We start from the raw sequence: 23,277 nt of genomic DNA on the forward strand, positions 1-23,277 counted from the left end.
ACCGGCTCCAGGTGCCGTCCCGGAAACCCGTACCTAGACTCACGCCCATGGAGATCCTGGCGTTCGGCGTGCAGTCCGACGAGAAGCCGCTGATCGAGAAGGCCTTCGCGGGCCACCACGACGTCCGCTGCCTCGACGTCTTCCTGAACGAGGACACCGCCCCCATCGCCGCGGGCTACGAGATCGTCTCCTCCAGCGTCAACGCCACCCTCAACAACCGGGTGCTGCAGACCCTCGCGGCCGGGGGGACGCAGCTGATCGCCCAGCGCTCCACGGGGTTCAACAACATCGACCTCCAGGTCGCCGAGCGCCTCGGCCTGACCGTCGCCCGCGTCTCGTACTACTCGCCGTACTCGGTGGCCGAGTTCGCCTGGACCCTCGCCATGGCCGTCAACCGCCGCATCGTGCGCGCCTCCAACCGCACCCGCGACTTCGACTTCCGCCTCGACGGCCTGATGGGCCGCGATCTGCGCGGCCGCACGGTCGGCGTGCTCGGCACCGGCAAGATCGGCGAGGCGTTCACCCGGATCGCGCACGGCTTCGGCATGAACCTGCTCGGCTGGGACGTCGCACAGAATCCGGCCTGCGTCGAGCTCGGCATGAAGTACGTCGAGAAGGACCAGCTCTTCGCCGAGGCCGACCTGATCAGCCTGCACGTCCCGCTGCTCCCCGCGACGCAGCACATCATCGGCGCCGACGCGCTGCGTCTGATGAAGGACGACGCGATCCTGGTGAACTCCAGCCGCGGCGGCCTGATCGACACGGACGCGCTGGTCGCGGAGTTGCGTGCCGGACGCTTCACGGGCGTGGGCCTCGACGTGTACGAGGCGGAGGCCGGGCTCTTCTTCCTCGACAAGTCCCTCGAGGTCGTCGAGGACGACACCCTGGCCCGCCTCGTCACCTTCCCGAACGTCGTGGTGACCTCCCACCAGGCGTACTACACCGTGGACGCGGTCGGTCAGATCATCGACACCACGGTGCGGAACGTCCTGGACTATCAGGCGGGCCGCCGCTCCGAGAACGTCCTGGTCCCCTCGGCGGTCAGGAGCTGACCGAGCAGGTCCCGCACGATCGCGGCCCCGCGCAGGGTGAGCACCGACTCCGGATGGAACTGCACCCCCGCGAAGCCCGGACCGCGCACCGCGTGCACCTCGGCGCTCGCCGCGTCCCTGCTGACCTCGACGTCGTGCGCGGCCAGTTCGGCGGCGGCCTCGTCGTCGCAGCGCGCCACGAAGCTGTTGTAGAACCCGACGGTCTCGCTCCGCCCGAACAGGTCGACGGCCGTCTGCGCGCCCTGGTGGGGCACGTCCTTGCGGACGATCTCCAGGCCGAGCTCGGCCGCGATCAGCTCGTGGCCCAGGCAGACGCCGAGGACACCGTGCCGGTGCTCCCCGATCACCTCCGCCGTCAGCGAGCGCAGGAACCGCATCTTCGGATCGGTGAGGTCGGACGGGTCGCCGGGCCCGGGGCCGAGCACGACGGGCCCCTCGTGCGCGAGGACCCGCTCGCGCAGCCCCGGCTCGTCGTAGCGGCGCACGGAAACGGTCAGCCCTGACGAGCGCAGGACGTGCGCGAGCATCGCGGTGAACGTGTCCTCGCCGTCCACGACGAGCGCGTGCCCGGCCAGCTCGTGTGACGGCTCCTGCATCCGCAGCCAGAACGGCGCGAGCCCGTGCCGCCGCCCGTCCAGGGCCGCCCGTACGCGCGGGTCGTCGGCCAGCGCGGGGCGCGCGTCCTCGTGCCGCGGCCTGCCGGGACGTACGCCCAGGGCGGCGAGCACCCCCGCGGCCTTGGCGTGGGTCTCGGCGACCTCGCCCGCCGGATCCGAGCCGCGCACCAGCGTCGCGCCGACCGGGACCCGCAGCTTCCCGGCGGCGGAGATGTCGGCGGTGCGGATCAGGATGGGGGAGTCCAGGGTCTGCGCGCCGCCCGCGTCACGGCCGATGAGGGCGAGGGCTCCCGCGTAGTAGCCGCGCCCCCCGGCCTCGTGGCGCTCGATGACCCGGCAGGCGTTCTGCACGGGCGACCCGGTGACGGTCGCCGCGAACATGGTCTCCTTCAGGACCTCCCGCACGTCCAGCGACGACTTGCCCCGCAGCTCGTACTCGGTGTGCGCGAGGTGGGCCATCTCCTTGAGGCGGGGCCCGACGACGACGCCGCCCATGTCGCCGACGGTGCACATCATCTTGAGCTCCTCGTCGACGACCATCGAGAGCTCCTCGATCTCCTTGCCGTCGGCGAGGAAGGCGAGCAGGTCCTCGGGGGTCGGCCCGTCGGCCGGGTAGCGGTAGGTCCCGCTGATGGGGTTCATGACGACGGTCCCGCCGGACATCCGCACGTGCACCTCGGGGCTGGCCCCCACCAGCGTGCGCTCCCCGGTGTGCACGACGTACGTCCAGTAGGCGCCCCGCTCGCCGAGCAGCAGCCGCCGGAAGAGCGCGAGGGCGTCCGCCCTGCCGAAGCCGGGGATCTCCCCCTCGTACGTACGGCGGATGACGAAGTTGGCCCCCTCGCCCCGGCCGATCTCCTCCCGCAGGACCCGCTCGACGATGCGCCCGTACCGCTCGTCGTCCACGTCGAAGGCCCCGCCCTCGACCCGCACGTCGTGCGAGGGCAGCGCCCGGAGGGCTTCGGCGAGCGGGAGTTCGTACGTCTCCTCGGGGGCCAGGACCGTCAGCGGCGTGCCGTCGTCGCGGACGTCGAAGCCGCGCTCCCTGATCTGCCGGAAGGGGATGAGGGCGAGGCCCTCGGGGATGTCGGCGAGCCGTTCGTAGGTGGCCGTCGGGCCGGTCAGGACCTCGACGACGTCGTGGTCGTGCCCCGGCGTGCGGCGGCGCAGCAGGGCGAACGGGCGGTCGTCGGAAAGGAGTTCTGTCAGCTGCATCGGTGCGGTTCCTTCTCACTGGGAGAGGAACGGCCCGGGGCGTGGAACGCGGAAGGCCGCCCTCTCGGGCGGCCTTCGCGAGTCTGTGGGTACGCGCAGTCAGTGGGCCGCCGGTTGAGCGGGCCACCACCAGTTTCGGATCGTCGTCTGCGCGAGCATGTGCCGCACCCTAGCGCATCGGCGTGACGCTTCTGCGTGTCGGCTCCGTCTCACTTCGTGAGCGGGTGAATGGGCGGGGCGCATCACCCCGTAATGTTGACGGGGTGACCGTGAACGCTAAGACCACCACCAGTGGCAACACCTGGCGAGACCTTCCCGCGGCGCAGCAGCCCGAGTACCCCGATGCCGAGGCTCTGCGCGATGTGATCGCGGAGCTCGAGTCGTATCCGCCGCTCGTCTTCGCGGGCGAGTGCGATCAGCTGCGCGCCCGACTGGCGTCCGTTGCCAAGGGCGAGGCGTTCCTGCTCCAGGGGGGCGACTGCGCCGAGGCCTTCGACGCCGTATCGGCCGATCACATCCGGAACAAGCTGAAGACCCTGCTCCAGATGGGCGCCGTCCTCACGTACGCGGCGTCCGTGCCCGTCGTGAAGGTAGGCCGCATCGCGGGGCAGTACTCCAAGCCGCGATCCAAGGGCACCGAGACCCGCGACGGCGTGACGCTCCCGACCTACCGGGGCGACTCCGTCAACGGCTTCGACTTCAACGAGAAGGCCCGGATCCCCGACCCCGAGCGCCTGAAGCGGATGTACAACGCCTCCGCCTCGACGCTCAACCTCGTGCGCGCCTTCACCACGGGCGGCTACGCGGACCTGCGCCAGGTGCACGCCTGGAACCAGGACTTCGTGAAGTCCTCGCCGTCGGGCCAGCGCTACGAACAGCTGGCGCGCGAGATCGACAACGCGCTCAACTTCATGCGCGCCTGCGGGACGGACCCGGAGGAGTTCAAGACCGTCGAGTTCTTCGCCTCCCACGAGGCGCTGCTCCTGGACTACGAGTCGGCGCTGACCCGCGTCGACTCCCGCACCGGGCGGCTCTACGACACGTCGGGCCACATGGTGTGGATCGGCGAGCGCACCCGTCAGCTGGACCACGCGCACGTCGAGTTCGCCTCGAAGATCCGCAACCCCATCGGCATCAAGCTCGGCCCGACGACGACGGCCGAGGAGGCGCTGCAGTACATCGAGCGCCTCGACCCCGACCGCGAGCCGGGACGGCTGACCTTCATCGTCCGCATGGGCGCCGACAAGGTCCGCGACAAGCTGCCCGAGCTCGTCGAGAAGGTCACCGCGTCCGGCGCGACCGTCGCCTGGATCACCGACCCGATGCACGGCAACACGTACGAGGCGGCATCGGGCCACAAGACCCGCCGCTTCGACGACGTGCTCGACGAGGTCAAGGGCTTCTTCGAGGTCCACAAGGCGCTCGGCACGCACCCGGGCGGCATCCACGTCGAGCTCACCGGTGACGACGTCACCGAGTGCGTGGGCGGCGGCGACGAGATCTTCGTCGACGACCTGCACCAGCGCTACGAGACGGCCTGTGACCCGCGGCTCAACCGCAGCCAGTCGCTCGACCTGGCGTTCCTGGTCGCGGAGATGTACCGGGACCAGTAGTTCTCGTCGTACGGACGAATGGGGCGCGGATCCATGTGATCCGCGCCCCACCGTCGTATCCGGGGCTTTTGCGCGCCCGATGTCGCGGGTAAGGTTAGGTTAGCCTCACCGATCAATCGGGACGGCGCTACCGATGAGTCCTGTCCGGGAGGTGAACCGCGTGTACGTCTGCAACTGCTTCGGGGTCACCGAGGCGCAGGTGAAGAAGCACGCGGCGGACGGCGCCTGCACCCCTCGCCAGATAGCGTCGGCCTGCAAGGCGGGCACGGACTGTGGTTCGTGCGTACGAAGCATCCAGGCGCTGCTCGGCCGTGGCGCTTGCCCCCGCCGGGAGCTCGTGGAGCAGGGCGAGCCCGTGCTCTCCGGGCTCGACGAGGCGGCCTGACCGACAGGTCCTACGGGGTCTAGCCCTCCGGCTGTTCGATCAGCTGCGAGATGTAGAGGGCCTCGCCCAGCTTCTCGACCAGTTCGAGCTGGGTGTCGAGATAGTCGATGTGGTGCTCCTCGTCGGCCAGGATCGACTCGAAGATGTTCGCGGACGTGATGTCTCCCTTGCCGCGCATCACCTCGATCCCGCGCTTGAGGCGGTCGATCGCCTCGGCCTCGACCTGCCGGTCGGCCTGGAACATCTCGGTGACCGTCTGGCCCACGCGGACGTGGAAGAGCCGCTGGTAATTGGGCAGGCCGTCGAGGAAGAGGATCCGGTCGGTGAGCACCTCCGCGTGCTTCATCTCGTCGATCGACTCGGACCTGGTGTATTTGGCGAGCTTGGTCCAGCCGAAGTTCTCCTGCATCTTGGCGTGGAGAAAGTACTGGTTGATCGCCGTCAGTTCGGCGGTCAGCTGCTCGTTCAGAAACTCGATGACCTCGGGGTCGCCCTGCATCGCAGAGGCTCCTTCCACGCGGGTGACTGGGCAGGTAGCGCGCATCCTTGCACCGGCGTTCCGAAGCCGTCCAGTAAGTGCACGCTTAGTAGGAGTTGCCCGAATCCGCCTATGCCGGGCTTCGCCTGGTCACGTCCACCGCCCCGGGTCTGTCAGGATGGAGGCATGGGTCAGCCGGCGGAACGCGCATCTGGAGAGGCAGCGGAGCCGGAGCTTCCGCCGGGTCAGCGGCTGCAGCGCGGCTGGCCGGTCACGCACTACGGACCCGTGCCGAAGTTCCGCTCCGAGCGCTGGGAGTTCAGGGTCTTCGGGGCCACCGCCGACGGCGAGAAGCACTGCTGGACGCACGAGGAGTTCTCGGGCCTGCCGTACGACACGGTGGTCGCCGATCTGCACTGCGTGACGAAGTTCAGCATGCTGGGCGCCGAATGGGGCGGTGTACCGGCCCGCGCGCTCCTGGAGATCGCGCCGCCCGCGCCCACCGCCACCCACGTGATGGTCTGGGCCGAGTACGGTTTCAGCTCGAATCTGCGGATGGCCGACTTCCGCTCCGAGCGCGCGATCTTCGCCACCCACAAGGGCGGTGAACTGCTCACCGCCGAGCACGGCTTCCCGCTGCGGCTCGTGGTGCCGCACCTGTACGCCTGGAAGGGCCCCAAGTGGGTCCGGGGCATCGAGTACATGACCGCCGACCGCCGCGGCTTCTGGGAGGAGCGCGGCTATCACAACGTCGGCGACCCCTGGCGCGAGCAGCGCTACTCGTACCAGGAAGAGCCCGGGGACGGCCCCGAGCTCTAGTCCTGCCACCTGCTGTTCTCGCAGGTCAGTGGTGGTACTGGTGCACCACGGCGTGGCCCTTGCCGCGGCCGATCATCCACTTGTTCACCGGTGTGGTGATCACGAACGCGGCGGCCAGTGCGATGGCGAGGACCCACCAGAACATCGCGTCCCCGAGGTGCGCGTCCATGGCGCCGGGCCACAGCGCGATCACACCGTTGTCGATCAGTTCCATGACGGCGATGGACAGGGTGTCGGCGGCGAGCGCGACCCGGAACGCGGTCTTGAAGTCGACACCGGCCTTGAGGATCCCGCGCAGCGTGAGGGCGTAACCGAAGGCGAAGGCCAGGACGATCGCGAGGATCATCGTGGGCATGTTGCCCCAGCCGAGCGCGGTGCCGATGATCATGCCGAGCACCTCGCCGATGGCGCAGCCGGTGAGGCAGTGGAGCGTGGCCTGGGCGGCCATGCGCCAGCTGACCTTGCCGATGCCGTGCGCGTGGCCCTCGTGGCCGTGGTGCGCGTGGCCTTCGTGAGCGTGGTGCCCGTGACCCTCGTGCTCGTCGTGCGCGTGCTCGGTGTGCGTGTCGTGCCGCATGAGAATCCCCCAACGTCGGATAGCGGTTCCTGCCGTCTGGCAAGAACCGTATACCCCTAGGGGGTATTCCTCAAGAGATCTTCATGGGGCCTCTTAGCGGCTCCTCAGCTCCTCAATCCCTCAGTTCCTCAGTTCCTTCAGCCGCGCCACGTCCGCCGCGTGTCCTTCCTTGCCGCCGGGCGTCTCGATGATCAGCGGCACGCCCTCGGTGGCGGGGTGCGCGAGGAGCTCGCGGAACGGCTCCACGCCGATGTGGCCGGTGCCGATGTTCTCGTGGCGGTCCTTGTGGGCGCCGACCACGTCCTTGGAGTCATTGGCGTGCACGAGCTTCAGGCGGCCCTCGCCGACGGTGTCCACCAGCAGGTCCAGGGTCTGCTTCATGCCGCCGGGGCCCGCCAGGTCGTGGCCCGCCGCGAAGATGTGGCAGGTGTCCAGGCAGACGCCCAGCTTGGGGTGGGAGTCGAGCGCCTCGAAGTACGGGCCGAAGTCCCAGGTGCGGGAGCAGAGCGAGGAGCCCTGTCCCGCGGTCGACTCCAGGAGCAGATACGGGTCGTCGTCGTGCGTCAGCTCGTCGAGCAGCGGCAGCATACGGTCGCGCACCTGCCGCAGGGCCACCGCGCGCTCCCGGCCGCCGGTCGCCGAGCCGGTGTGCACGACGACGCCGAGTGCGCCGATCGCACGGGCCCTGCGCAGCGAGTGGCGCAGGGACTCCACGGACTTCTCGACGGTGGCCTCGGTGTGCGAGCCGAAGTTGATCAGGTAGGGCGCGTGGACGTACGCCGGGATGTTCTCGGCGGCGCAGGCCGCGCGGAACTCCTCGTCCTGCTTCGGGTTGCCCGGCGGAGTCGCCCAGCCGCGCGGGTTGGCCACGAAGACCTGGACGGTCTCGGCGGCCAGCTCACGGGCGTACGAGAGGCCGACGGACGCGAGGCCGCCCGCCACCGGGACGTGGCCGCCGACGGGATTGCGGGACGCGGCGCTCGGAGAGGGCGTGCTGCTGGGGGACGGCGTGCTGGGGGACTTGTCGCTGCTCACGCCGTCCAGGGTGGCACGCGCGCGTGGCGCCCCCGTCGGCGGTCCACCCCGGCCGCGGAACCCGGGGGGCTCCCGGGCCGGGGCCGCGGGTTCAGCGGATCGTGATGGTGATCGTCGACCCCTTGGGCGCCTCGTCGCCGCCCTCCACGGACTGCTTCTTCACGGTGTCCCCGAAGAGGCCGAGCAGGCCGCGGTCCTCGTCCACCTCGAAGCCCGCGCCCTCCAGCTTCGAGGTGGCGTCGTCGACGTTCATGCCGGTCACGTCGGGGACCTCGACCATCACCGGGCCCTTGGAGATCGTCAGGGTGACCGTGTCGCCCTCGGCGAGCTCCCTGCCCTCGATGGGGGACTGCTTGGCGACGCTGCCCTTGTCCTCGTCGGAGAAGGCCCGCTTCTCCGCGATCTCGACCTTGAGCCCGGCTTCCTCCAGCTCGGAGACGGCGTCCTCCTCGGTGTCGCCCGTCACGTCGGGGACCGGGACCGGGGCGCCCTTGGAGACGACGAGGGCGACGGCCGAACCCGCCTTGCGCGTGAAGCCGGACCGCGGCTCCGTGCTGATCACGGTGCCGCGCTTGACGTCCTCGTCGAACTTCTCGGTGACCATGCCCGGTTCGAGCCCGGAGTTCTTCAGTTCCTTCTTGGCCGTGGCCAGCGCGATGCCCTTGACGTCGGGGACCTTCACGGTCTCCGGGCCGCGCGACACGGTCAGCGTCACCTTGCCGTTGTCACGGATGCGCTCGCCGGCCGCCGGGTCGGTGGCCATGACGGTGCCGCGCTTGTCGGTGTCGCTGTACGCCTGCTTGACCTCCTTCACGTCGAGCCCGGCCTCGTCGAGGCGCTTCTTGGCCTGCGCCTCGGTCTTCGTGAGGAGCGGCGGGACCTTCGTGAACTGGCCGGAGTTGATGTACCAGACGCCCGCGCCGAGCCCCAGGACGAGGAGCACGGTGGTGATCACCGCGACCATCCGGCGACGCGGGTCGAGCCGCCTTCGCGAGGCCCGCGCGGGGGCGGGCGGCGCGGGTGGCCCGGGCGCCGGGGTGGGCAGGACACTGGTGCGGTTGAGGGCGTCCTGGCCGCTCGGACCCGTCCGGCCGTCCCGCCCGTCCTCCTCGGGGAGCGCCAGCTGGACCGAGCGTCCCGCGCGCGGGATCACGTGCGTGCGGTCGTCGGCGTTGGCGTGTTCCGGGTGCGCCTGCGGCGGCACCGCGTCCAGCTGCTCCTCGGTGAGGGCGGACCGCGCCTGCCGCAGCTGCGCGAGCAGCGCGACCGCGTCGTACGGACGGACGTCGGGGGTGCGGGCGGTGGCGGACGCGACCAGCTCGTCGAGTTCGTAGGCGAGGCCGGGGACGGCGGCCGACGGGGGCGGCACGTCTTCGTTGAGGTGCTGGTAGAGCACCTGGGCCGGGGAGTCCCCGGAGTGCGGCTTGGCGCCGGTCAGCATTTCGTAGAGCACGACCCCGCAGGCGTACACGTCGACACGGGTGTCCGACGTGCCGTGCTCGATCTGCTCGGGGGCGAGATAGGAGACGGTTCCCAGAACGGTGCCGGTCGTGTTCGTGACGGTGTCCACCGCGCGCACGAGCCCGAAGTCGGCGACCTTGACCCGGCCGTCGTCCCCTATCAGGACGTTCTCCGGCTTCATGTCGCGGTGCACGAACCCGGCGCGGTGCGCGGCGCCGAGCGCCGCGAGGACCGGCTCCAGGATGTCGAGCGCGGCCCGGGGCCGCAGCGCGCCGCGGTCGCGCAGGACGTCACGCAGGGTGCAGCCCGCGATGTACTCCATCGCCAGGTAGACGTACGAACCGTCCGTGCCCTGGTCGAAGACGCCGACCACGTTCGGATGGGAGAGGCGGGCGACCGACTTGGCCTCGCGGATGAAGCGGTCGACGAAGGAGGCGTCGGCCGCCAGCGTCGGGTGCATCACCTTGAGCGCGAGCACGCGGTCGAGGCGGGTGTCCACGGCCCGGTAGACCGTGGCCATCCCGCCGACCGCGATGCGCCCGTCGATCCGGTAACGGCCGTCGAGCAGCTGCCCGACGAGCGGGTCCTGAAGGGTCGTGTCCACGGAGGGGAGTCTACGAGCCACCACCGACAGGCCATCCCGTACGGGGGGATTCACAGCAGTAATGCAGCCGAGCTGTAACAGGGCCCCCAAGGGCCGGTCCCTCAGAACGCGAGCTCTTCAGAACACGGCCCCCTCGGAACACGGCCTCCTCAGAACGCGGGCCGCTCCGGATCGAGGCGTGCCATGCCCTCCGTCGGAGAGGACGCCTCCGCGAAGTGCCGTCGCGGGATCCGCCCTGCCCGGTGCGCCAGACGCCCCGCCTCGACGCCGTGCCGCATCGCCTCGGCCATCAGGACCGGCTCCTGCGCACGGGTCACCGCGGAGGCGAGCATCACACCGGCACAGCCCAACTCCATCGCGAGCGCCGCGTCGGACGCGGTGCCCGCGCCCGCGTCCAGGATCACCGGCACGCGCGCGTGCGCCACGATCAGCTGGAAGTTGTGCGGGTTGCGGATGCCGAGCCCGGAGCCGATGGGGGAGCCGAGCGGCATGATCGCCGCGCAGCCCGCGTCCTCCAGCTTCCGCGCGAGCACCGGATCGTCGTTGGTGTAGGGCAGCACCGTGAAGCCGTCGTCGACCAGGGTCTCCGCGGCGTCCAGGAGCTCGACCGGGTCGGGTAGCAGGGTGCGCTCGTCCGCGATGACCTCCAGCTTCACGAGGTCGGTGCCGAGCGCCTCGCGCGCGAGACGGGCGGTGAGGACGGCCTCGCCCGCGGTGAAGCAGCCCGCCGTGTTCGGCAGGACGCGGATGTCGAGCCGGTCGAGAACGGAGAGCACGGAGCCCTGTACGCCCGGGTCGAGGCGGCGCATCGCGACGGTGGTCAGCTCGGTGCCCGAGGCGACGAGGGAACGCTCCAGGACGTCCAGGCTCGGTGCCCCGCCGGTGCCCATGATCAGGCGCGAGGAGAGGGTGAGACCGCCGATGACGAAGGGGTCGTCTGCCATGGTCGTGTCAGCCTCCCTGGACGGCGGTGAGTACTTCGACGCGGTCGCCGGCGCCGAGCGCGGTGCTGGACCAGCGCGTGCGCGGGACGACGGTTTCGTTGAGGGCGGCGGCCACTCCGGAGTGGGCCGTCGTGAGGGTGGCGACGAGCGCTCCGAGCGTGGTGCCGGGGGCGACGTCCCGTACTTCTCCGTTGAGGGACACGGAGACGGACAGCGGTGTGGTGGTCATACGGGCTGCTCCGTAAGGGCGGCAGAAGCGGCGGGAGAGGGAGCGGGAGAGGGAGCGGGGGAGGAAGCGGGGGAAGGGACGGCGAAGCGCCGAGGGGTGAACGGGCGCGCCTCGTCCGACAGTTCGCCGGTGACCAGGGCGTGCGCCAGCACGTCACCCGTGATGGGCGTCAGAAGGACGCCGTTGCGGTAGTGGCCGGTGGCCAGCTGCAGCCCGGGCAGGCGCGTCGGGCCGAGCATCGGCGCGTTGTCGGGGGAGCCGGGGCGCAGGCCCGCGCGGGTCTCGGTGAGCGGCAGTTCCGTGATGCCGGGGACGAGCTCGTGGGCGTCCCTGAGCAGCTCGTAGACGCCGCCCGCGGTGACCGTGGTGTCCCAGCCGAGCTCCTCGCTGGTCGCGCCGACGACAAGTTCGCCGTTCTCGCGGGGCACCAGATAGACGTGGCTGCCGCGCACCACTGCGCGCACGGTGCGGCTGAGGAACGGCGCGTACGCCTTCGGCACCGTCAGCCTGAGCACCTGCCCCTTCACGGGGCGCACCGGCGGCAGGACGTCGTCGGGCACGCCCGCGAGGCGCCCGCTGAGGCTGCCCCCGGCGAGCACGGTCTGCCCCGCGGCCAGCTCGGTGTCGTCCGCCATGACGATTCCGCGGGCCCGGTCGCCCGCGACCGTAAGGCGCTCGGCCCAGGCGCGGTGGAAGACCACGCCCGCCCGCTCGCAGGCCACCAGAAGCGCCGCGGTCAGTCGGCGCGGGTCGACCTGGTGGTCGCCGTCCACCCGCAGCCCGCCGCGCACGCCCGGGGCGAGCATCGGTTCGAGGCGACGGCACTCGCGGCCGCTCAGCCACTCCGATTCGAGGCCCGAACCGCGCTGCAGCGCGTGCAGTTCGCGCAGATGGGCGCGGTCGTCGGAGTCGAGCGCGACGGCGAGCGTGCCGCACGCGCGGTAGCCGATGTCGCGGCCGCTCGCCTCGGTCAGTTCGGCGGCGAAGTCCGGATAGCGCCGCGCGGACGCGAGGTTGAGGTCGAGCAGTGTCTGCTCGCCGTAGTGCAGTTCGGTGACGGCGGCCAGCATGCCCGCGGCGACCCGCGCCGCGCCGCCGCCAGGTTCGGGGTCCACGACCGCGGTGGACAGGCCGCGCTGCGCCGCCCGCCAAGCCGTGACCAGGCCGATGATGCCGCCTCCCACGACGAGGACGTCAGTGGTGGCGGACGGTGTGGTCGGAGGTGAATGCATGGGCGTCCAGCCCCTCCCTTCGCCGGCATGACCCGGATCAGGTTCGTACGGTCGGAGGCCGTCCCAGCCTCCCTCTCAGCCCGGTGCGTCCGGGCTCCCGCGAGTGCTCTGCACCGGCCACCCTAGCCCGTCGCTTCCGGCCGCAGTAGGGGAGCTGTCCGGGTATGCGCAGTGACGGTGTGTCAAAGATCTCCTCCGTGACCTCTGAAGCCCGGCGGGGCCGCGGTCCTAAGGTGATCGGGTGAGCGAGCAGCGGAGGCACGCAGAGCGGCAGGTCGTCATCGTCGGTGCGGGGATGGCCGGTGTGCAGACCGCCGTCGCCCTGCGCGAACAGGGGTTCGAAGGATCGGTCACCCTGATCGGCGCGGAACCCCATCAGCCCTACGACAGGCCGCCGCTGTCCAAGGCGGTGCTGCTCGGCAAGGCGGAGGGCTCCGCGTTCGACATCGACTTCGAGGCGCTCGGCATCGGCCTCGACCTGGGCCGCGAGGTCACCGGGGTGCGCCCCGCCGACCATGAGCTGGACACCGCCACGGGGCCCGTCGCGTACGACGTCCTGGTCCTCGCGACCGGCGCCGCCCCGATCCGGCTGCCCGGCACCGAAGGCGTTCCCGGTGTCCACCTCCTGCGCACCCTCGACGACGCCGAGCGGCTGCGTCCCGTGCTCGCCGAGCAGCACGACGTCGTGGTCGTCGGCGCGGGCTGGATCGGCGCCGAGTTCGCCACGGCCGCGCGCGAGGCGGGCTGCGCGGTCACCGTGGTCGAGGCGGCGGAACGGCCGCTCGCGGGCGCGCTGCCCGCGGAGGTCGCCGCCCCCATGGAGGGCTGGTACGCGGACTCCGGAGCCACGCTGCGCACCCACGCGCGCGTGGAGCGCGTCGAGCCCGGCGTCGTGGTCCTCGCCGACGGCACGCGGCTGCCCGCGGGCGCCGTCGTGGTCGGCATCGGCGCGCGCCCCGCGACGGACTGGCTCACCGACTCCGGCATCGAGCTCGGCGCCCACCGCGAGGTCGTGGCCGACGAACGCCTGCGCACCTCGGTGCCCGACGTGTACGCGGTCGGCGACTGCTCCTCCTTCCCCTCGGGCAGGTACGGCGAGCGCCTGCTCGTCCACCACTGGGACAACGCCCTCCAGGGCCCGCGCACGGTGGCGGCGAACATCGTCGGAGAGAACCCCGCGGCGTACGACCCCGTGCCCTACTTCTGGTCGGAGCAGTTCGGCCGCTTCGTGCAGTACGCCGGTCATCACGCGGCCGCCGACCAGCTGGTGTGGCGCGGCGACCCGACGGGCGCGGCCTGGTCCGTGTGCTGGCTCCGCGACGGCGCCCTGGCCGCGGTCCTGGCGGTGGGCCGCCCCCGCGACCTGGCCCAGGGCCGCAAACTGATCGAGGCGGGCACCCGCCTGGACCCCGCCCTGACGGCGGACCCCTCCATCCCCCTGAAAAAAGCAGAACTCCCGAACTGACGACCATGGGCGCCCCGCAAGGGGCGCGGGGAACGGCGCGCCAAGCCCCCACAACCCGCAGCAGAACGGCGACGGGTGGGGATGTTCAGTGGCGCGGGGAACGGCGCGAACGGCCCCCACGACCCGCAGCCGAAAACGCCCCCACCAGCCCCCCACACCCCCGCCCAGTTTCCGGCCCCCGGCCAGAGATGGCACGCTTGACCACGTGACCGAGATTGACGCAAAGACCGATGCTCTCGTCCCCGCCTGGCTCCACCTCCCCGACATCGCCGAAATGTTCGATGTCGAGGTGACGCGTGTGCGCCAGCTGGTCAAGGAGGGCCAGCTGATCGCCGTACGCCGTGGTGAGAACCGCGCGCTCCAGGTGCCGGCCGCCTTCATCGACGGCGACAAGGTCGTCAAGGGCCTCGCCGGCACCCTGACGCTCCTGAGGGACGACGGTTTCTCCGACGAAGAGATGCTCGAGTGGCTCTTCACCCCCGACCCGACCCTGCCCGGCACCCCCGCGCAGGCACTGAGCGAGAATCGCGGCACGGAGGTGAAGCGCCGCGCCCAGGCGCTCGCCGTCTGACCTGAACGAACCGTTCGACGCAGGGGCCGAGGGTGGTGCGCGTACCGCACCGCCCGCGGCCCCGTGCGCACCGAAACCGATCACGGGGGGACCTCTTCATGGCCATCAAGCCCGCGCCCGCACGGCTCGCCGACGCCCGGCTCTACCTGTGCGTGGACGCCCGCAAGCGCCAGGGAGACCTCCCGGAGTTCCTCGACGCCGTCCTCGCGAGCGGCGTGGACATCGTGCAGCTGCGCGACAAGGGCATGGAGGCCGGCGAGGAGCTGGAGCACCTCGAGGTCTTCCGCGACGCCTGCCGCAGGCACGGCAAGCTCCTCGCGGTGAACGACCGCGCGGACGTCGCGCACGCCATCGGCGCCGACGTGCTGCACCTGGGCCAGGGCGACCTGCCCGTCCCCGCCGCCCGCGCCATCCTCGGCGCCACCGGCGACGACGTCCTCGTGGGCCGCTCCACGCACGCCGAGTCCGAGGCCGCGGCGGCCGCCGTGCAGGACGGCGTGGACTACTTCTGCACGGGCCCTTGCTGGCCCACGCCGACCAAGCCGGGGCGCCACGCCCCCGGGCTCGACCTGGTCAGGTACACGGCCTCGCTGGGCACGGACCGTCCGTGGTTCGCGATCGGCGGCATCGACGCGGGCAATCTCGACGAGGTGCTCGACGCGGGCGCCTCCCGGGTCGTGGTGGTCCGCGCGATCACCGAGGCGGACGATCCCGGTGCGGCCGCCGCCGAGCTCGCCAAGCGGCTGCGCGCACGAACGTCTGTGTGAGCAACAGCCCGGGAGTGTCCGATCCGTGGACAACAGCCCGGCAAAGCGGACAATTCACGGATGCGTGGTTGGGGGACCGGCGCAGCCTGGCTAACCTGCGGGTATGGCCCTAGGCACAGCTTCGACCAGGACTGACCGTGCGCGCACGGTGCGCGACATGCTCGCGACCGGTAAGACGATGTTTTCCTTCGAGTTCTCCGCGCCGAAAACGCCGAAGGGCGAGCGGAACCTGTGGAACGCGCTGCGCCGGGTCGAGGCGGTCGCGCCTGACTTCGTCTCCGTGACGTACGGAGCGGGCGGCTCGACCCGCACCGGGACGGTCAAGGAGACCCAGCAGATCGTCGCCGACACGACGCTGACGCCGGTCGCCCACCTGACCGCGGTCGACCACTCCGTGGCCGAACTGCGCAACATCATCGGGCAGTACGCGGACGCGGGCATCAGGAACATGCTCGCGGTCCGCGGCGACCCGCCGGGCGACCCCCTCGGCGACTGGATCGCCCACCCCGAGGGCCTCACCTACGCCGCCGAGCTGGTCGAACTCATCAAGGAGTCGGGTGACTTCTGCGTGGGCGTCGCGGCCTTCCCCGCGATGCACCCGCGCTCGCCCGACTGGGAGTCCGACACCCGGCACTTCATCGACAAGTGCCGGGCCGGCGCGGACTACGCGATCACGCAGATGTTCTTCGACCCGGAGGAATACCTGCGGCTGCGCGACCGCGTCGAGGCCGCGGGCTGCCGGACGCCGATCATCCCCGAGATGATGCCGGTCACCAACGTCCGCCAGCTCGAACGGCTGCCCCAGCTCAGCAACGCCGTATTCCCGGCCGAGCTGAAAGAGCGCATCCTCTCGGTCAAAGACGATCCCGCCGCTGTACGCTCCATTGGCATCGAGTTCGCAACGGAGTTCTGCGCGCGATTGCTGGCCGAAGGCGTGCCGGGACTGCACTTCATCACGCTCAACAACTCCACGGCGACGCTGGAGATCTACGAAAATCTGGGCCTGCACCACCAGGCCTGAACGGCCGTACCCCGATACCCACGGGGAACAGCGGTAGGGGAGAGGGGCGTACATGGGCTGGGCGGTCCTCTACATCGCGTTCGGATTCGTCGCGCTGTGGCTGCTGGGCGAGGTGCTGCTGCAGTACAAGGCCAGGCTGCGCTGGCGGCTGCTGGCCTTCGTGGGCTTCCTCGGCGTCGTACTCGGCGTGCTGATGCCGTCGGTGTGGGTGATCGCCCTCGGCGCCGTCGCCTTCGCCACCGGCCAGACCTACGTGACGCTGTCGTTCCGCAAGGGCTTCTCCACCGGCTGGGCGCTCGGCGGACAGCCGGGTCTCAGCAAGCGCCGCAGGGGTTCCTCGCGGGGCGCCGCCGCGCAGGGCGCGGAGACCAAGGACCCGACGCTCCAAGTCTCCGACCTGGAGTTCGAGGTCCCGCCGCCGCCCGCGCACGACCCCGACGGACTCGGCCTCGGCGACCCCGGGATATACGAGCCCGAGCCGCTGCCGGACGACACAGGGCAGTACGGCGTGTACAGCGACGCGGCGTACGCGCGACAGCAGGGCGCGGACGAGGCCTACCAGGGCGACGGCTACGGATACGACGCCGCGGCCTTCACCGGGTACGACCAGCAGGCGTACGGGTACGACGAGACCGGCCAGCAGCAGTACGCCGCCTACTCCGATCCGTACATCGGCACGCAGACCTACGGCGCGGGCCAGAACTACGACGCCTACGGAGACCAGCAGCAGTACGCGCCGTACGGCGGCGACACCTACGGCGGGCTAGGCGAGACCTACCAGGAGACGCCGCCCGGCGGGGTCTGGGTGCCGCAGCAGCGCAGCACCGACGACCCGTACCCCTACGGCGGCGAACTCCCGCCGGAGCAGCCCCATCCGTACCAGGGCGGGAACACCGGCGGTTACGACAACTCGGGCTACAACGAGCAGCAGTACCGGTACTGAGCCCGGCCCGGGGAAGGCTCACTGCGAGCCGCGGAACTCCGGGCCCTCGACGATCAGACCGGCCACCAGCGTGCCCGACATGCCCGCGTGCGGCAGGCCGCCGCCGGGGTGGGACCAGCCGCCGACGGCGTAAAGCCCCTGCACGCGCGTGCTGTTGGCCGGGTGCAGATGCCTGCCGTCGGCCGCGGCGAGCGTCGGGGCGGGCACCGCTCCGCCGTCGGCACCGGTGGCCTCCGCGATGTCCGACGGGGTGCGGACCTCATGCCACAGGAGCCGCTCGCGCAGACCGGGCACGGCCCGCTCGGCGTGCGTGATCAGCTGCTCGGCCCGCGCCGCGAAGACCTCCCGCGAGGCCCGGTCGGAGGCGGCGCGGTGCGCGGGCACCGTCGCGGTCAGGGTCACCGCCTCGTGCGCCTCGTCCGGCACCGCCGCCGGGTCGTCGGGGCGCGTCACGGCGACCGTGGGGCGGTCCGCCATGGCGTCGCCGCCGCCGAACAGGGCCGCCAGCTCGGCGGCGCGGTCCGCGGCGTGCACCACGGTCCGGTGCGGGGCGCCCGCGGGGCGGGGTCCTGACAGGGCGAGCAGGACCGTCAGACGGCTCGGCATGCCGGACTGGGCGGGGGCGTCGTCCGCCGCGCGCAGGTCCACGCCGGGGCCGGGCAGCAGCCCGTCCAGCGCGGCGGGGGCGACACCCGCGACGACGAAGTCCGCATCGGCCACGCTGCCGTCGGCGAGCTCGACGCCCGCGGCCCGGCCGTCCTTCGTCACGATCCGCGTCACCGCCGCACCGAACACGAACTCGACCCGGCGGGCCAGGCACCGCTCGTACACGGCCCGGGCCAGGGCGCGCATGCCGCCCGCCACCGACCAGACACCGAAGGTCTGCTCCAGATACGGCAGGATCGCCGCGCTCGCCGGTGCCGTCCTGGGGTCGAGGCCCGCCCCGAGCGCGAAGTGCTCCAGGAGCGCGCGCAGTCTGGCGTCGTCGCCCAGCTCGAACTCGGCGATCTCACCGAGCGTGACCGCACGCCGCTCGCGGCGCAGCAGCCGCTTCCGGGCCACCGAGGGATAGGGCTCACGCTCGGCGAACACCTTCCAGTCCGCCCACAGCGGCTCTTCGAGGAGCGGGCGGCGGGTGCGGTCCCAGGCATCCCGCGCGCGGTTCATGAAGGCCGCCCAGCGGGCGCCCGCGCCGCCCCCCAGAGCCGCGTCCAGGGCCTCTCCCACGCCCGCCCGTGAGGCGTTCGGCAGGTCGGCCGTGGTGCCGTCCGCGAAGACGTGGCGCGCGGCGGGCTCGACCTGGGAGAGCTCGACGCACTTCTCCAGGGGCTCCTTGCCCGTCTTGACGAACAAGTCGCGGTAGACCGCGGGGAGCTGGAGCAGCGCGGGGCCCGTGTCGAAGGCGAAGCCGTCCCGCTCGACGCGGCCGAGCGCGCCGCCGTACGTCTGCCCGCGTTCGTACACCACCACCCGGTGGCCCGCGACGGCCAGCCGGGCGGCAGCCGTCATCGCGCCCATCCCGGCGCCGATCACCACAATCCGTGCCATGCCAGGGACTTTATCGGCCGCCACTGACAGTCACGCCGGAGCCCCGGTCCTGGGCGGGCGGCTCAACGCGGCTCAGGGCGGCGGCCCGGTGCGGCCCGCGAGCAGCTTCTCCTCGCGCCGCTGCGCCCTGCGCCGCAGGAACCGCCGGATCCGCGAGACCAGGAAGAACAGCAGGAACAGGCCGATCAGCAGCAGTACGGCCGCGATGATCGCCGCCGCCTCGGGATAGAACATCGCGAAGGTGATGATCCCGCCGACCCCGAGGTCCTCGGCCGTGCTCATCACGACGTTGCTGAACGGCTCGGGCGAGGTGTTGATCGCCATCCGCGTGCCGGTCTTCACCGCATGGCTGGCCAGCGCGGTCGACCCGCCCACCGCCCCCGCGGCCAGATCCGAGAGCGACCCGCTCTGCCCCGCGAGCAGCGCCCCGACCACGGCACCGGACACCGGTCTGATCACGGTGTGCACGGTGTCCCACACCGAGTCGACGTAGGGGACCTTGTCGGCCACGGCCTCGCAGAGGAAGAGCACACCGGCGGCGATCAGCACATCGGGACGCTGGAGCGACTCGGGCACCTCGTCGGTGAGCCCGGTCGCGCCGAAGACGCCGAGCAGCAGGACCACGGCGTACGCGTTGATCCCGCTCGCCCAGCCGCTGGTGAACACCAGGGGGAGTACGGACACGGACGCGATCGTAACCAGTTGGAGATCCATCGGCCTGGGGTTGAGTGCGTACGCCTGAGTATCCGTACCTAGTGAGTGAGATGAGTAGCTGCGCGGATAGGCCCCCACCTGCGAAGACGGAAGAGTGTGGGGCACGGAGAAGGGCGCAGCGCCGGTACCGCCGACACGGGGCGGCGGAACGGTGCGGCGCCCTTGGCCGCTCCTCCCGCCGAAAGGTGGGAGCGAGACACGGGGGTGACTCGGGGGACGACCACACGGGGGTCGCACGGGGGTCACGGGGGAACAAGAGAAAAGCACCGGCCCGGTGCCACCTGGAGTATCAGGAGGCACCGGGCCGGTGTCGTTCCACGGAGGCGTTGAGGGGCCTACGGGGGCCTACGCGCGCGTGCCGCTGACCCGGCCCTGCAGCAGCCGGGAGAGCGCCGCGTGCACGTCGTCGAGCGAGCGCTCCGGCTGGAACGCCTGCCAGTCGAGGGCGGCCACCAGGACCATGCCGACGAGCGCGGCGGCCGTCAGCGGGATGTCGATCTCCTCGCTCAGCTCGCCGTTGTCGACGCCCGCCCGCAGGACGTCCTCGACCACCGCGACGGCCTGCTGCCTGACCACGAGGAGCGTGGACTGCCAGGCCCGGTTGGTCCGCCAGAGCTCGGCCACGTACAGCTGGGTGAAGGCCGGGTAGCGGTTGATGAAGACAAGACCTGCCCTGATCATCGCGTCCAGAGCGTCGACCTTGGTGCCGTCGTTCCTGGCGGCCTCCTCGGCCGCCTCCTTCAGGGAGGCGGTCAGCAGGCCGACGCCGTGCCGCAGCAGCTCTTCGAAGAGGACCGACTTGCTCGCGAAGTTGTAGTAGACCGTGCCCTTCGCGACCCCGGCCCGTTCGGCGATCTCGTCGACCGTCGTGGCCGAGAAGCCCTGTTCCGCGATGAGGGTGACGGCGGCCTCGTAGAGCTTCTGCCGGGTGGCCTCGCGCCGGGTGCTGCCTGCACTGCTGTCCATGGCCTTGATTCTCACAGGTCGCGCCGGGCTGCCAGGACCCGCCGTGCTCACAGGCTCAGCTCTGGGTGCAGCCGGTCCAGGGTCCACACCTGCTTGCGGCGAGCGGAGAGCGCGGTGAGTGCCAGGGCGCCCAGAGTGAAGGCCGAAAGGACCGCACAGCCCTGCCAGACCGGGCCGAGCCCGCCGCCCGTGATGAGTCTCCGGAGAGCCTCGACGACGTAACTCATCGGCAAGAAGGGGTGGATCGCGCTGAAGAATCCGGGGCTCGTCTGCACCGGATACGTACCGCCCGCCGAGGTCAACTGCAGCATCAGGACGGCGAGCACGAGGATCCGTCCCGCCGCTCCGAAGCGGGCGTTCAGCCACTGCACGATCGCCGCGAAGCACGCCGTCACCAGGCACAGGAAGCCCACCGTCCCGGCCGCCCGCGCCATCTGCAGGCCGAGGCCCCAGTGCAGGACCGAGAGCAGGGCCGCCGTCTGGAGCACGCCGAGCGCCGCCACCGGGAGCCAGCCCGCCAGCGCGATGCGCCACGCGGAGGCGCCCGCGGCGAGCGCGCGCCGGTTGAGCGGCTGGATCAGCATGTACGCCACCATCGCGCCCACCCACAGGGACAGCGGGATGAAGTACGGCGCGAAGCCCGTGCCGTAGTTGGGCGCCTTGTGCATCGACTGGGAGGCCAGCTGCACGGGGTCGGCCATGACGTCGGTGCGCGCGTCCCGGTCCTTCTTGTCGTAGTCGGGGATCTTCTTGACGCCGTCGTGCAGCCCGCCCGACAGCTCGGCGGAGCCGTCGGCCAGCTTGAACATGCCGCCCTTGAGGTCGCTCGCGCCCGTCTCCAGCTTGCCGACGCCCGTGTCCAGGTCGCGGGCGCCGGTCTTGGCGGTGCCGAGTCCCGCGTGCAGCTTCGTGGCGCCCTTGGTGACCTTGCCCGCGCCCTTGTTGAGGTCGTTGATCTGGGTGACGGCCGTATTCAGGTCCTCGTCGAGGTGCGGCGCCCGGTCGGCCAGGCGCTGCGACTGCTTCTGCAGCGTGGCGAGGTTCTCGTCGAGCTGCTTGACGTCGCTGTTCTGGTCCTTGACCAGGGTGTCGAGGTCGTCCGCGATGGTCGACACGTTCGCGGCGGCCTCCTTCACGTCCTTGAGCTCGGGGCAGAAGGGGGCGGCCACGGGAGCCTGTTCGCACTGCTCCGCGTAGAAGTTGCTGATGACCCGGTGGCCGCTCTTGGCCCCCTTGGCGGCCTCCGGCGCGAGCTTGACCCAGTCGGCGAGGTTGCGGCGCATCGCCTTGGAGGAGTCGGCGGCGAGCTGTGCGCTGTCCCCGATGGTCTTGCCGTTGTCCTTCAGGAAGGGCCGCACCTGGTCCGCGGTGCCGTTGACCTTGTCGGCCAGCTTCTGCGTGCCGTCCGAGACCTTCTTCGCGCCGACCTCCAGGTCGCCCGCGCCCTTGTGCAGCTTCTTGACGCCACCGGCCAGATCGCCGCTGCCGTCCTTGGCGTCCTTGAGGCCGTTCGCGAGGTCCTTGGAGCCCTTCTTCGCCTTGCCGATGCCGCCGTCGAGCTTGTCGGCGCCCTCGGCGGCCTTCTGCGTCGCGCCGTGGATGTCGGAGAACGAGACGAAGATCTTGTCGAGGAAGCCGCGGGACGCCTTCGTGGACGCGGCGGAACGTACCTCGGAGAAGACCGTCCGGGAGATCTGCCCGACGATGTAGTTGTTGGCGTCGTTCGTACGGACCCGAAGGGCACCCGTCTCCGGAGAGTCCCCCGAACTCGACGCGATGCGCTTGCTGAAGTCCGACGGCATGGTCAGCGACAGGTAGTAGGTGCCGTCCTCGACGCCCTTGCGCGCCTCTTCGTCGCTCACCTCGTGCCAGTCGAAGGTCTTGCTGTCGCGCAGCTTCTCGACGATGTTGTCGCCCGCCGCGAGCTTCTGGCCCGAAGCGGACGCTCCCTTGTCGTCGTTGACGAGCGCCACGGGGATGCGGTCGAGGCGGCCGTACGGGTCCCAGAAGGACCACAGGTACAGCGCGCCGTACAGCAGCGGAAGCAGCAGGAGCGCGACGAGCGCGGCGCGCGGCAGCTTCCCCCTGCCGAAGCGCCTGAGCTCAAGCGCGGCCAGCTTCGGCGAGCGCATCCGCCGTCTCCTTGTCGTCAGTCGTCGAGTCGGTGGTGGTGCCCGTGGTGCCCGTGGTGGCGTTGCCCGTGCGCACCACGACCGCGCCGTCGGGCGCCTCGCTGCACACCGCCACCACGGTCGTCCCGCCGTCGGCGAGGGACTTCAGCAGGGCCCATGCCTCGGCCCGTTCGGCGTCCGAGAGCTTCAGGTCGGTGTCGTCGACGCCGAGCACGCGCGGCCTGCCGATCAGGGCGAGGGTTATGGAGAGCCGCAGGGCCTCCAGCCGCTCCAGGTCGCGCACGGAGGTCCGCCGCCCCTTGGGGAGCTGCTCCATGTCGAGCCCGGCGGCGATCAGCGCGGTGTCGATCCGCAGCTTCGTCTCGTTCACGCGCTCGGCGCGCGGCCGCAGGAGCCCTCGCAGCGGACCGCCGAACCGCCGCTCCAGGAGCGCCCGTTCGCGCAGGTGCTCGGCGACGGTCAGCGCCGGGTCGAGATCGGTGACGCCAGGCACGGGGCCGAGCCCGCTGATCCGGCGCACCCCGGCCAGCTGTTTGGGCAGCCGGAGGCGGCCGACGGACGCCCGGCCCTCGGTGGCGCGCATGCGTCCCGTCAGGGCGAGCAGCAGACAGGTGCGGCCGGATCCCGAAGGGCCTTCCAGTGCGATCAGCGAGCCGGACTCCGCGTCGATGTCGATGCCCCGGAACGCCCAGCCGCGCGGGCCCTTGAGCCCGAACCCCTCGGCTGTGACGGCGGCTCCGCGCACGCTGTCGGTCGGACCGTCCACAGTCCCCCCTGCCCCTCCTTTTGGACTGACTGGTCAGTTCAAAAATAAGCCCGAACCCTCGATCGAGGCAAAGGCCCAGGTCAGAGCCGATTGTCAGTGGCGTACTCCACGATGGGCACATAC

General features: G+C 71.2%; 22 protein-coding genes and 1 riboswitch. Of the genes, 9 read left to right on the forward strand and 13 right to left on the reverse strand.

Features of this window, described 5'->3' with window-relative positions:
* Positions 1–47: 47 nt before the first annotated feature.
* A complete protein-coding gene (locus CP970_RS31960; protein WP_150494287.1) occupies positions 48–1,052 on the forward strand; it encodes a 2-hydroxyacid dehydrogenase in 1,005 nt (334 codons plus the stop codon).
* Here the strand turns inward: CP970_RS31960 and CP970_RS31965 are convergent.
* Entirely contained in the window at positions 998–2,884 is a 1,887-nt protein-coding gene (locus CP970_RS31965; RefSeq protein ID WP_150494289.1) for an anthranilate synthase family protein, read from the reverse strand. The two genes, CP970_RS31960 and CP970_RS31965, sit on opposite strands and share 55 nt — an antisense overlap.
* A 263-nt stretch (positions 2,885–3,147) precedes the next feature.
* Here CP970_RS31965 and CP970_RS31970 point away from each other — a divergent pair, with 263 nt between their 5' ends.
* Positions 3,148–4,497, forward strand: coding sequence for a class II 3-deoxy-7-phosphoheptulonate synthase (locus CP970_RS31970; protein WP_150494291.1), 1,350 nt, complete (start codon positions 3,148–3,150; stop codon positions 4,495–4,497).
* A gap of 133 nt (positions 4,498–4,630) precedes the next feature.
* Complete coding sequence (locus tag CP970_RS31975; protein WP_150494293.1) at positions 4,631–4,882, forward strand: (2Fe-2S)-binding protein; 252 nt, start codon at positions 4,631–4,633, stop codon at positions 4,880–4,882.
* Between the two features lie 19 nt (positions 4,883–4,901).
* Here CP970_RS31975 and bfr read toward each other — a convergent pair whose 3' ends face one another.
* Entirely contained in the window at positions 4,902–5,381 is a 480-nt protein-coding gene (gene bfr / locus CP970_RS31980; RefSeq protein ID WP_150494294.1) for a bacterioferritin, read from the reverse strand.
* 165 nt (positions 5,382–5,546) lie between these two features.
* Between bfr and CP970_RS31985 the strand changes: the two genes are divergently transcribed.
* Entirely contained in the window at positions 5,547–6,179 is a 633-nt protein-coding gene (locus CP970_RS31985; protein WP_150494296.1) for a sulfite oxidase-like oxidoreductase, read from the forward strand.
* 25 nt (positions 6,180–6,204) lie between these two features.
* Here the strand turns inward: CP970_RS31985 and CP970_RS31990 are convergent, their stop codons facing one another.
* From CP970_RS31990 to thiO, 6 genes are all read right to left on the reverse strand, one after another.
* Complete coding sequence (locus CP970_RS31990) at positions 6,205–6,756, reverse strand: DUF4396 domain-containing protein (protein ID WP_150494297.1); 552 nt, start codon at positions 6,754–6,756, stop codon at positions 6,205–6,207.
* Positions 6,757–6,876: 120 nt separating this feature from the next.
* Positions 6,877–7,791: a deoxyribonuclease IV gene (locus CP970_RS31995; RefSeq protein ID WP_150494299.1), complete on the reverse strand. Its 915-nt coding sequence runs from the start codon at positions 7,789–7,791 to the stop codon at positions 6,877–6,879.
* A gap of 91 nt (positions 7,792–7,882) precedes the next feature.
* The gene (gene pknB, locus CP970_RS32000) at positions 7,883–9,856 is read right to left on the reverse strand and encodes a Stk1 family PASTA domain-containing Ser/Thr kinase (protein ID WP_150494301.1); all 1,974 of its coding nucleotides are present in this window, start codon (positions 9,854–9,856) and stop codon (positions 7,883–7,885) included.
* 149 nt (positions 9,857–10,005) lie between these two features.
* On the reverse strand, positions 10,006–10,800 hold the full coding sequence (locus CP970_RS32005; protein WP_150494303.1) for a thiazole synthase: 795 nt from the start codon (positions 10,798–10,800) through the stop codon (positions 10,006–10,008).
* Between the two features lie 7 nt (positions 10,801–10,807).
* The gene (gene thiS / locus CP970_RS32010) at positions 10,808–11,029 is read right to left on the reverse strand and encodes a sulfur carrier protein ThiS (RefSeq protein ID WP_150494304.1); all 222 of its coding nucleotides are present in this window, start codon (positions 11,027–11,029) and stop codon (positions 10,808–10,810) included.
* Entirely contained in the window at positions 11,026–12,261 is a 1,236-nt protein-coding gene (gene thiO / locus CP970_RS32015) for a glycine oxidase ThiO (RefSeq protein ID WP_150494306.1), read from the reverse strand. The genes thiS and thiO overlap by 4 nt, the downstream gene beginning before the upstream one ends.
* Positions 12,259–12,372: riboswitch (TPP riboswitch) on the reverse strand. (Overlaps the previous gene by 3 nt.)
* 184 nt (positions 12,373–12,556) lie before the next feature.
* Here thiO and CP970_RS32020 point away from each other — a divergent pair.
* The 5 genes from CP970_RS32020 (at position 12,557) to CP970_RS32040 (ending at position 17,028) form a co-directional block, all read left to right on the forward strand.
* Complete coding sequence (locus CP970_RS32020) at positions 12,557–13,726, forward strand: NAD(P)/FAD-dependent oxidoreductase (protein WP_398657005.1); 1,170 nt, start codon at positions 12,557–12,559, stop codon at positions 13,724–13,726.
* A 205-nt stretch (positions 13,727–13,931) separates the two neighbouring features.
* On the forward strand, positions 13,932–14,297 hold the full coding sequence (locus CP970_RS32025) for an Rv2175c family DNA-binding protein (RefSeq protein WP_150494310.1): 366 nt from the start codon (positions 13,932–13,934) through the stop codon (positions 14,295–14,297).
* A 98-nt stretch (positions 14,298–14,395) separates the two neighbouring features.
* Positions 14,396–15,064 carry a thiamine phosphate synthase gene (gene thiE, locus CP970_RS32030; RefSeq protein ID WP_150494311.1) on the forward strand — a complete coding sequence of 223 codons (669 nt, stop codon included), beginning with the start codon at positions 14,396–14,398 and terminating at the stop codon, positions 15,062–15,064.
* 103 nt (positions 15,065–15,167) lie between these two features.
* Positions 15,168–16,085, forward strand: coding sequence for a methylenetetrahydrofolate reductase [NAD(P)H] (gene metF / locus CP970_RS32035; protein ID WP_055548888.1), 918 nt, complete (start codon positions 15,168–15,170; stop codon positions 16,083–16,085).
* Positions 16,086–16,137: 52 nt separating this feature from the next.
* Positions 16,138–17,028: a hypothetical protein gene (locus CP970_RS32040; RefSeq protein WP_055548886.1), complete on the forward strand. Its 891-nt coding sequence runs from the start codon at positions 16,138–16,140 to the stop codon at positions 17,026–17,028.
* An 18-nt stretch (positions 17,029–17,046) separates the two neighbouring features.
* On the opposite strand, the gene CP970_RS32045 is transcribed toward CP970_RS32040, so the two are convergent.
* The 5 genes from CP970_RS32045 to CP970_RS32065 form a co-directional block, all read right to left on the reverse strand.
* A complete protein-coding gene (locus CP970_RS32045) occupies positions 17,047–18,576 on the reverse strand; it encodes a phytoene desaturase family protein (RefSeq protein WP_055548884.1) in 1,530 nt (509 codons plus the stop codon).
* A 72-nt stretch (positions 18,577–18,648) separates the two neighbouring features.
* Positions 18,649–19,260, reverse strand: a complete 612-nt coding sequence (locus tag CP970_RS32050; protein ID WP_055548891.1) for a DUF4126 domain-containing protein — start codon at positions 19,258–19,260, stop codon at positions 18,649–18,651.
* Between the two features lie 375 nt (positions 19,261–19,635).
* Positions 19,636–20,256, reverse strand: coding sequence for a TetR/AcrR family transcriptional regulator (locus CP970_RS32055; RefSeq protein ID WP_055548882.1), 621 nt, complete (start codon positions 20,254–20,256; stop codon positions 19,636–19,638).
* A 47-nt stretch (positions 20,257–20,303) separates the two neighbouring features.
* A complete protein-coding gene (locus tag CP970_RS32060; protein WP_055548880.1) occupies positions 20,304–22,388 on the reverse strand; it encodes a YhgE/Pip family protein in 2,085 nt (694 codons plus the stop codon).
* Positions 22,360–23,154: an ATP-binding cassette domain-containing protein gene (locus CP970_RS32065; protein ID WP_055548877.1), complete on the reverse strand. Its 795-nt coding sequence runs from the start codon at positions 23,152–23,154 to the stop codon at positions 22,360–22,362. Before CP970_RS32065 ends, CP970_RS32060 begins: the two co-directional genes overlap by 29 nt.
* Between the last annotated feature and the right edge of the window lie 123 nt (positions 23,155–23,277).

The organism is Streptomyces kanamyceticus (genome assembly GCF_008704495.1).
Classification (GTDB): Bacteria; Actinomycetota; Actinomycetes; order Streptomycetales; family Streptomycetaceae; genus Streptomyces; species Streptomyces kanamyceticus.

What these genes read in the sequence shown, in the direction of transcription:
- CP970_RS32005 (WP_150494303.1), bottom strand. Translation starts at nt 10,800, where the DNA reads ATGGCAGACGACCCCTTCGTCATCGGCGGTCTCACCCTCTCCTCGCGC.
- CP970_RS31985 (WP_150494296.1), top strand. Translation starts at nt 5,547, where the DNA reads ATGGGTCAGCCGGCGGAACGCGCATCTGGAGAGGCAGCGGAGCCGGAG.
- CP970_RS31975 (WP_150494293.1), top strand. Translation starts at nt 4,631, where the DNA reads ATGAGTCCTGTCCGGGAGGTGAACCGCGTGTACGTCTGCAACTGCTTC.
- CP970_RS31960 (WP_150494287.1), top strand. Translation starts at nt 48, where the DNA reads ATGGAGATCCTGGCGTTCGGCGTGCAGTCCGACGAGAAGCCGCTGATC.
- CP970_RS32045 (WP_055548884.1), bottom strand. Translation starts at nt 18,576, where the DNA reads ATGGCACGGATTGTGGTGATCGGCGCCGGGATGGGCGCGATGACGGCT.
- CP970_RS31965 (WP_150494289.1), bottom strand. Translation starts at nt 2,884, where the DNA reads ATGCAGCTGACAGAACTCCTTTCCGACGACCGCCCGTTCGCCCTGCTG.
- bfr (WP_150494294.1), bottom strand. Translation starts at nt 5,381, where the DNA reads ATGCAGGGCGACCCCGAGGTCATCGAGTTTCTGAACGAGCAGCTGACC.
- CP970_RS32060 (WP_055548880.1), bottom strand. Translation starts at nt 22,388, where the DNA reads ATGCGCTCGCCGAAGCTGGCCGCGCTTGAGCTCAGGCGCTTCGGCAGG.
- thiS (WP_150494304.1), bottom strand. Translation starts at nt 11,029, where the DNA reads ATGACCACCACACCGCTGTCCGTCTCCGTGTCCCTCAACGGAGAAGTA.
- thiO (WP_150494306.1), bottom strand. Translation starts at nt 12,261, where the DNA reads ATGCATTCACCTCCGACCACACCGTCCGCCACCACTGACGTCCTCGTC.
- CP970_RS32055 (WP_055548882.1), bottom strand. Translation starts at nt 20,256, where the DNA reads ATGGACAGCAGTGCAGGCAGCACCCGGCGCGAGGCCACCCGGCAGAAG.
- CP970_RS31990 (WP_150494297.1), bottom strand. Translation starts at nt 6,756, where the DNA reads ATGCGGCACGACACGCACACCGAGCACGCGCACGACGAGCACGAGGGT.
- thiE (WP_150494311.1), top strand. Translation starts at nt 14,396, where the DNA reads ATGGCCATCAAGCCCGCGCCCGCACGGCTCGCCGACGCCCGGCTCTAC.
- CP970_RS32040 (WP_055548886.1), top strand. Translation starts at nt 16,138, where the DNA reads ATGGGCTGGGCGGTCCTCTACATCGCGTTCGGATTCGTCGCGCTGTGG.
- metF (WP_055548888.1), top strand. Translation starts at nt 15,168, where the DNA reads ATGGCCCTAGGCACAGCTTCGACCAGGACTGACCGTGCGCGCACGGTG.
- CP970_RS32020 (WP_398657005.1), top strand. Translation starts at nt 12,557, where the DNA reads ATGGCCGGTGTGCAGACCGCCGTCGCCCTGCGCGAACAGGGGTTCGAA.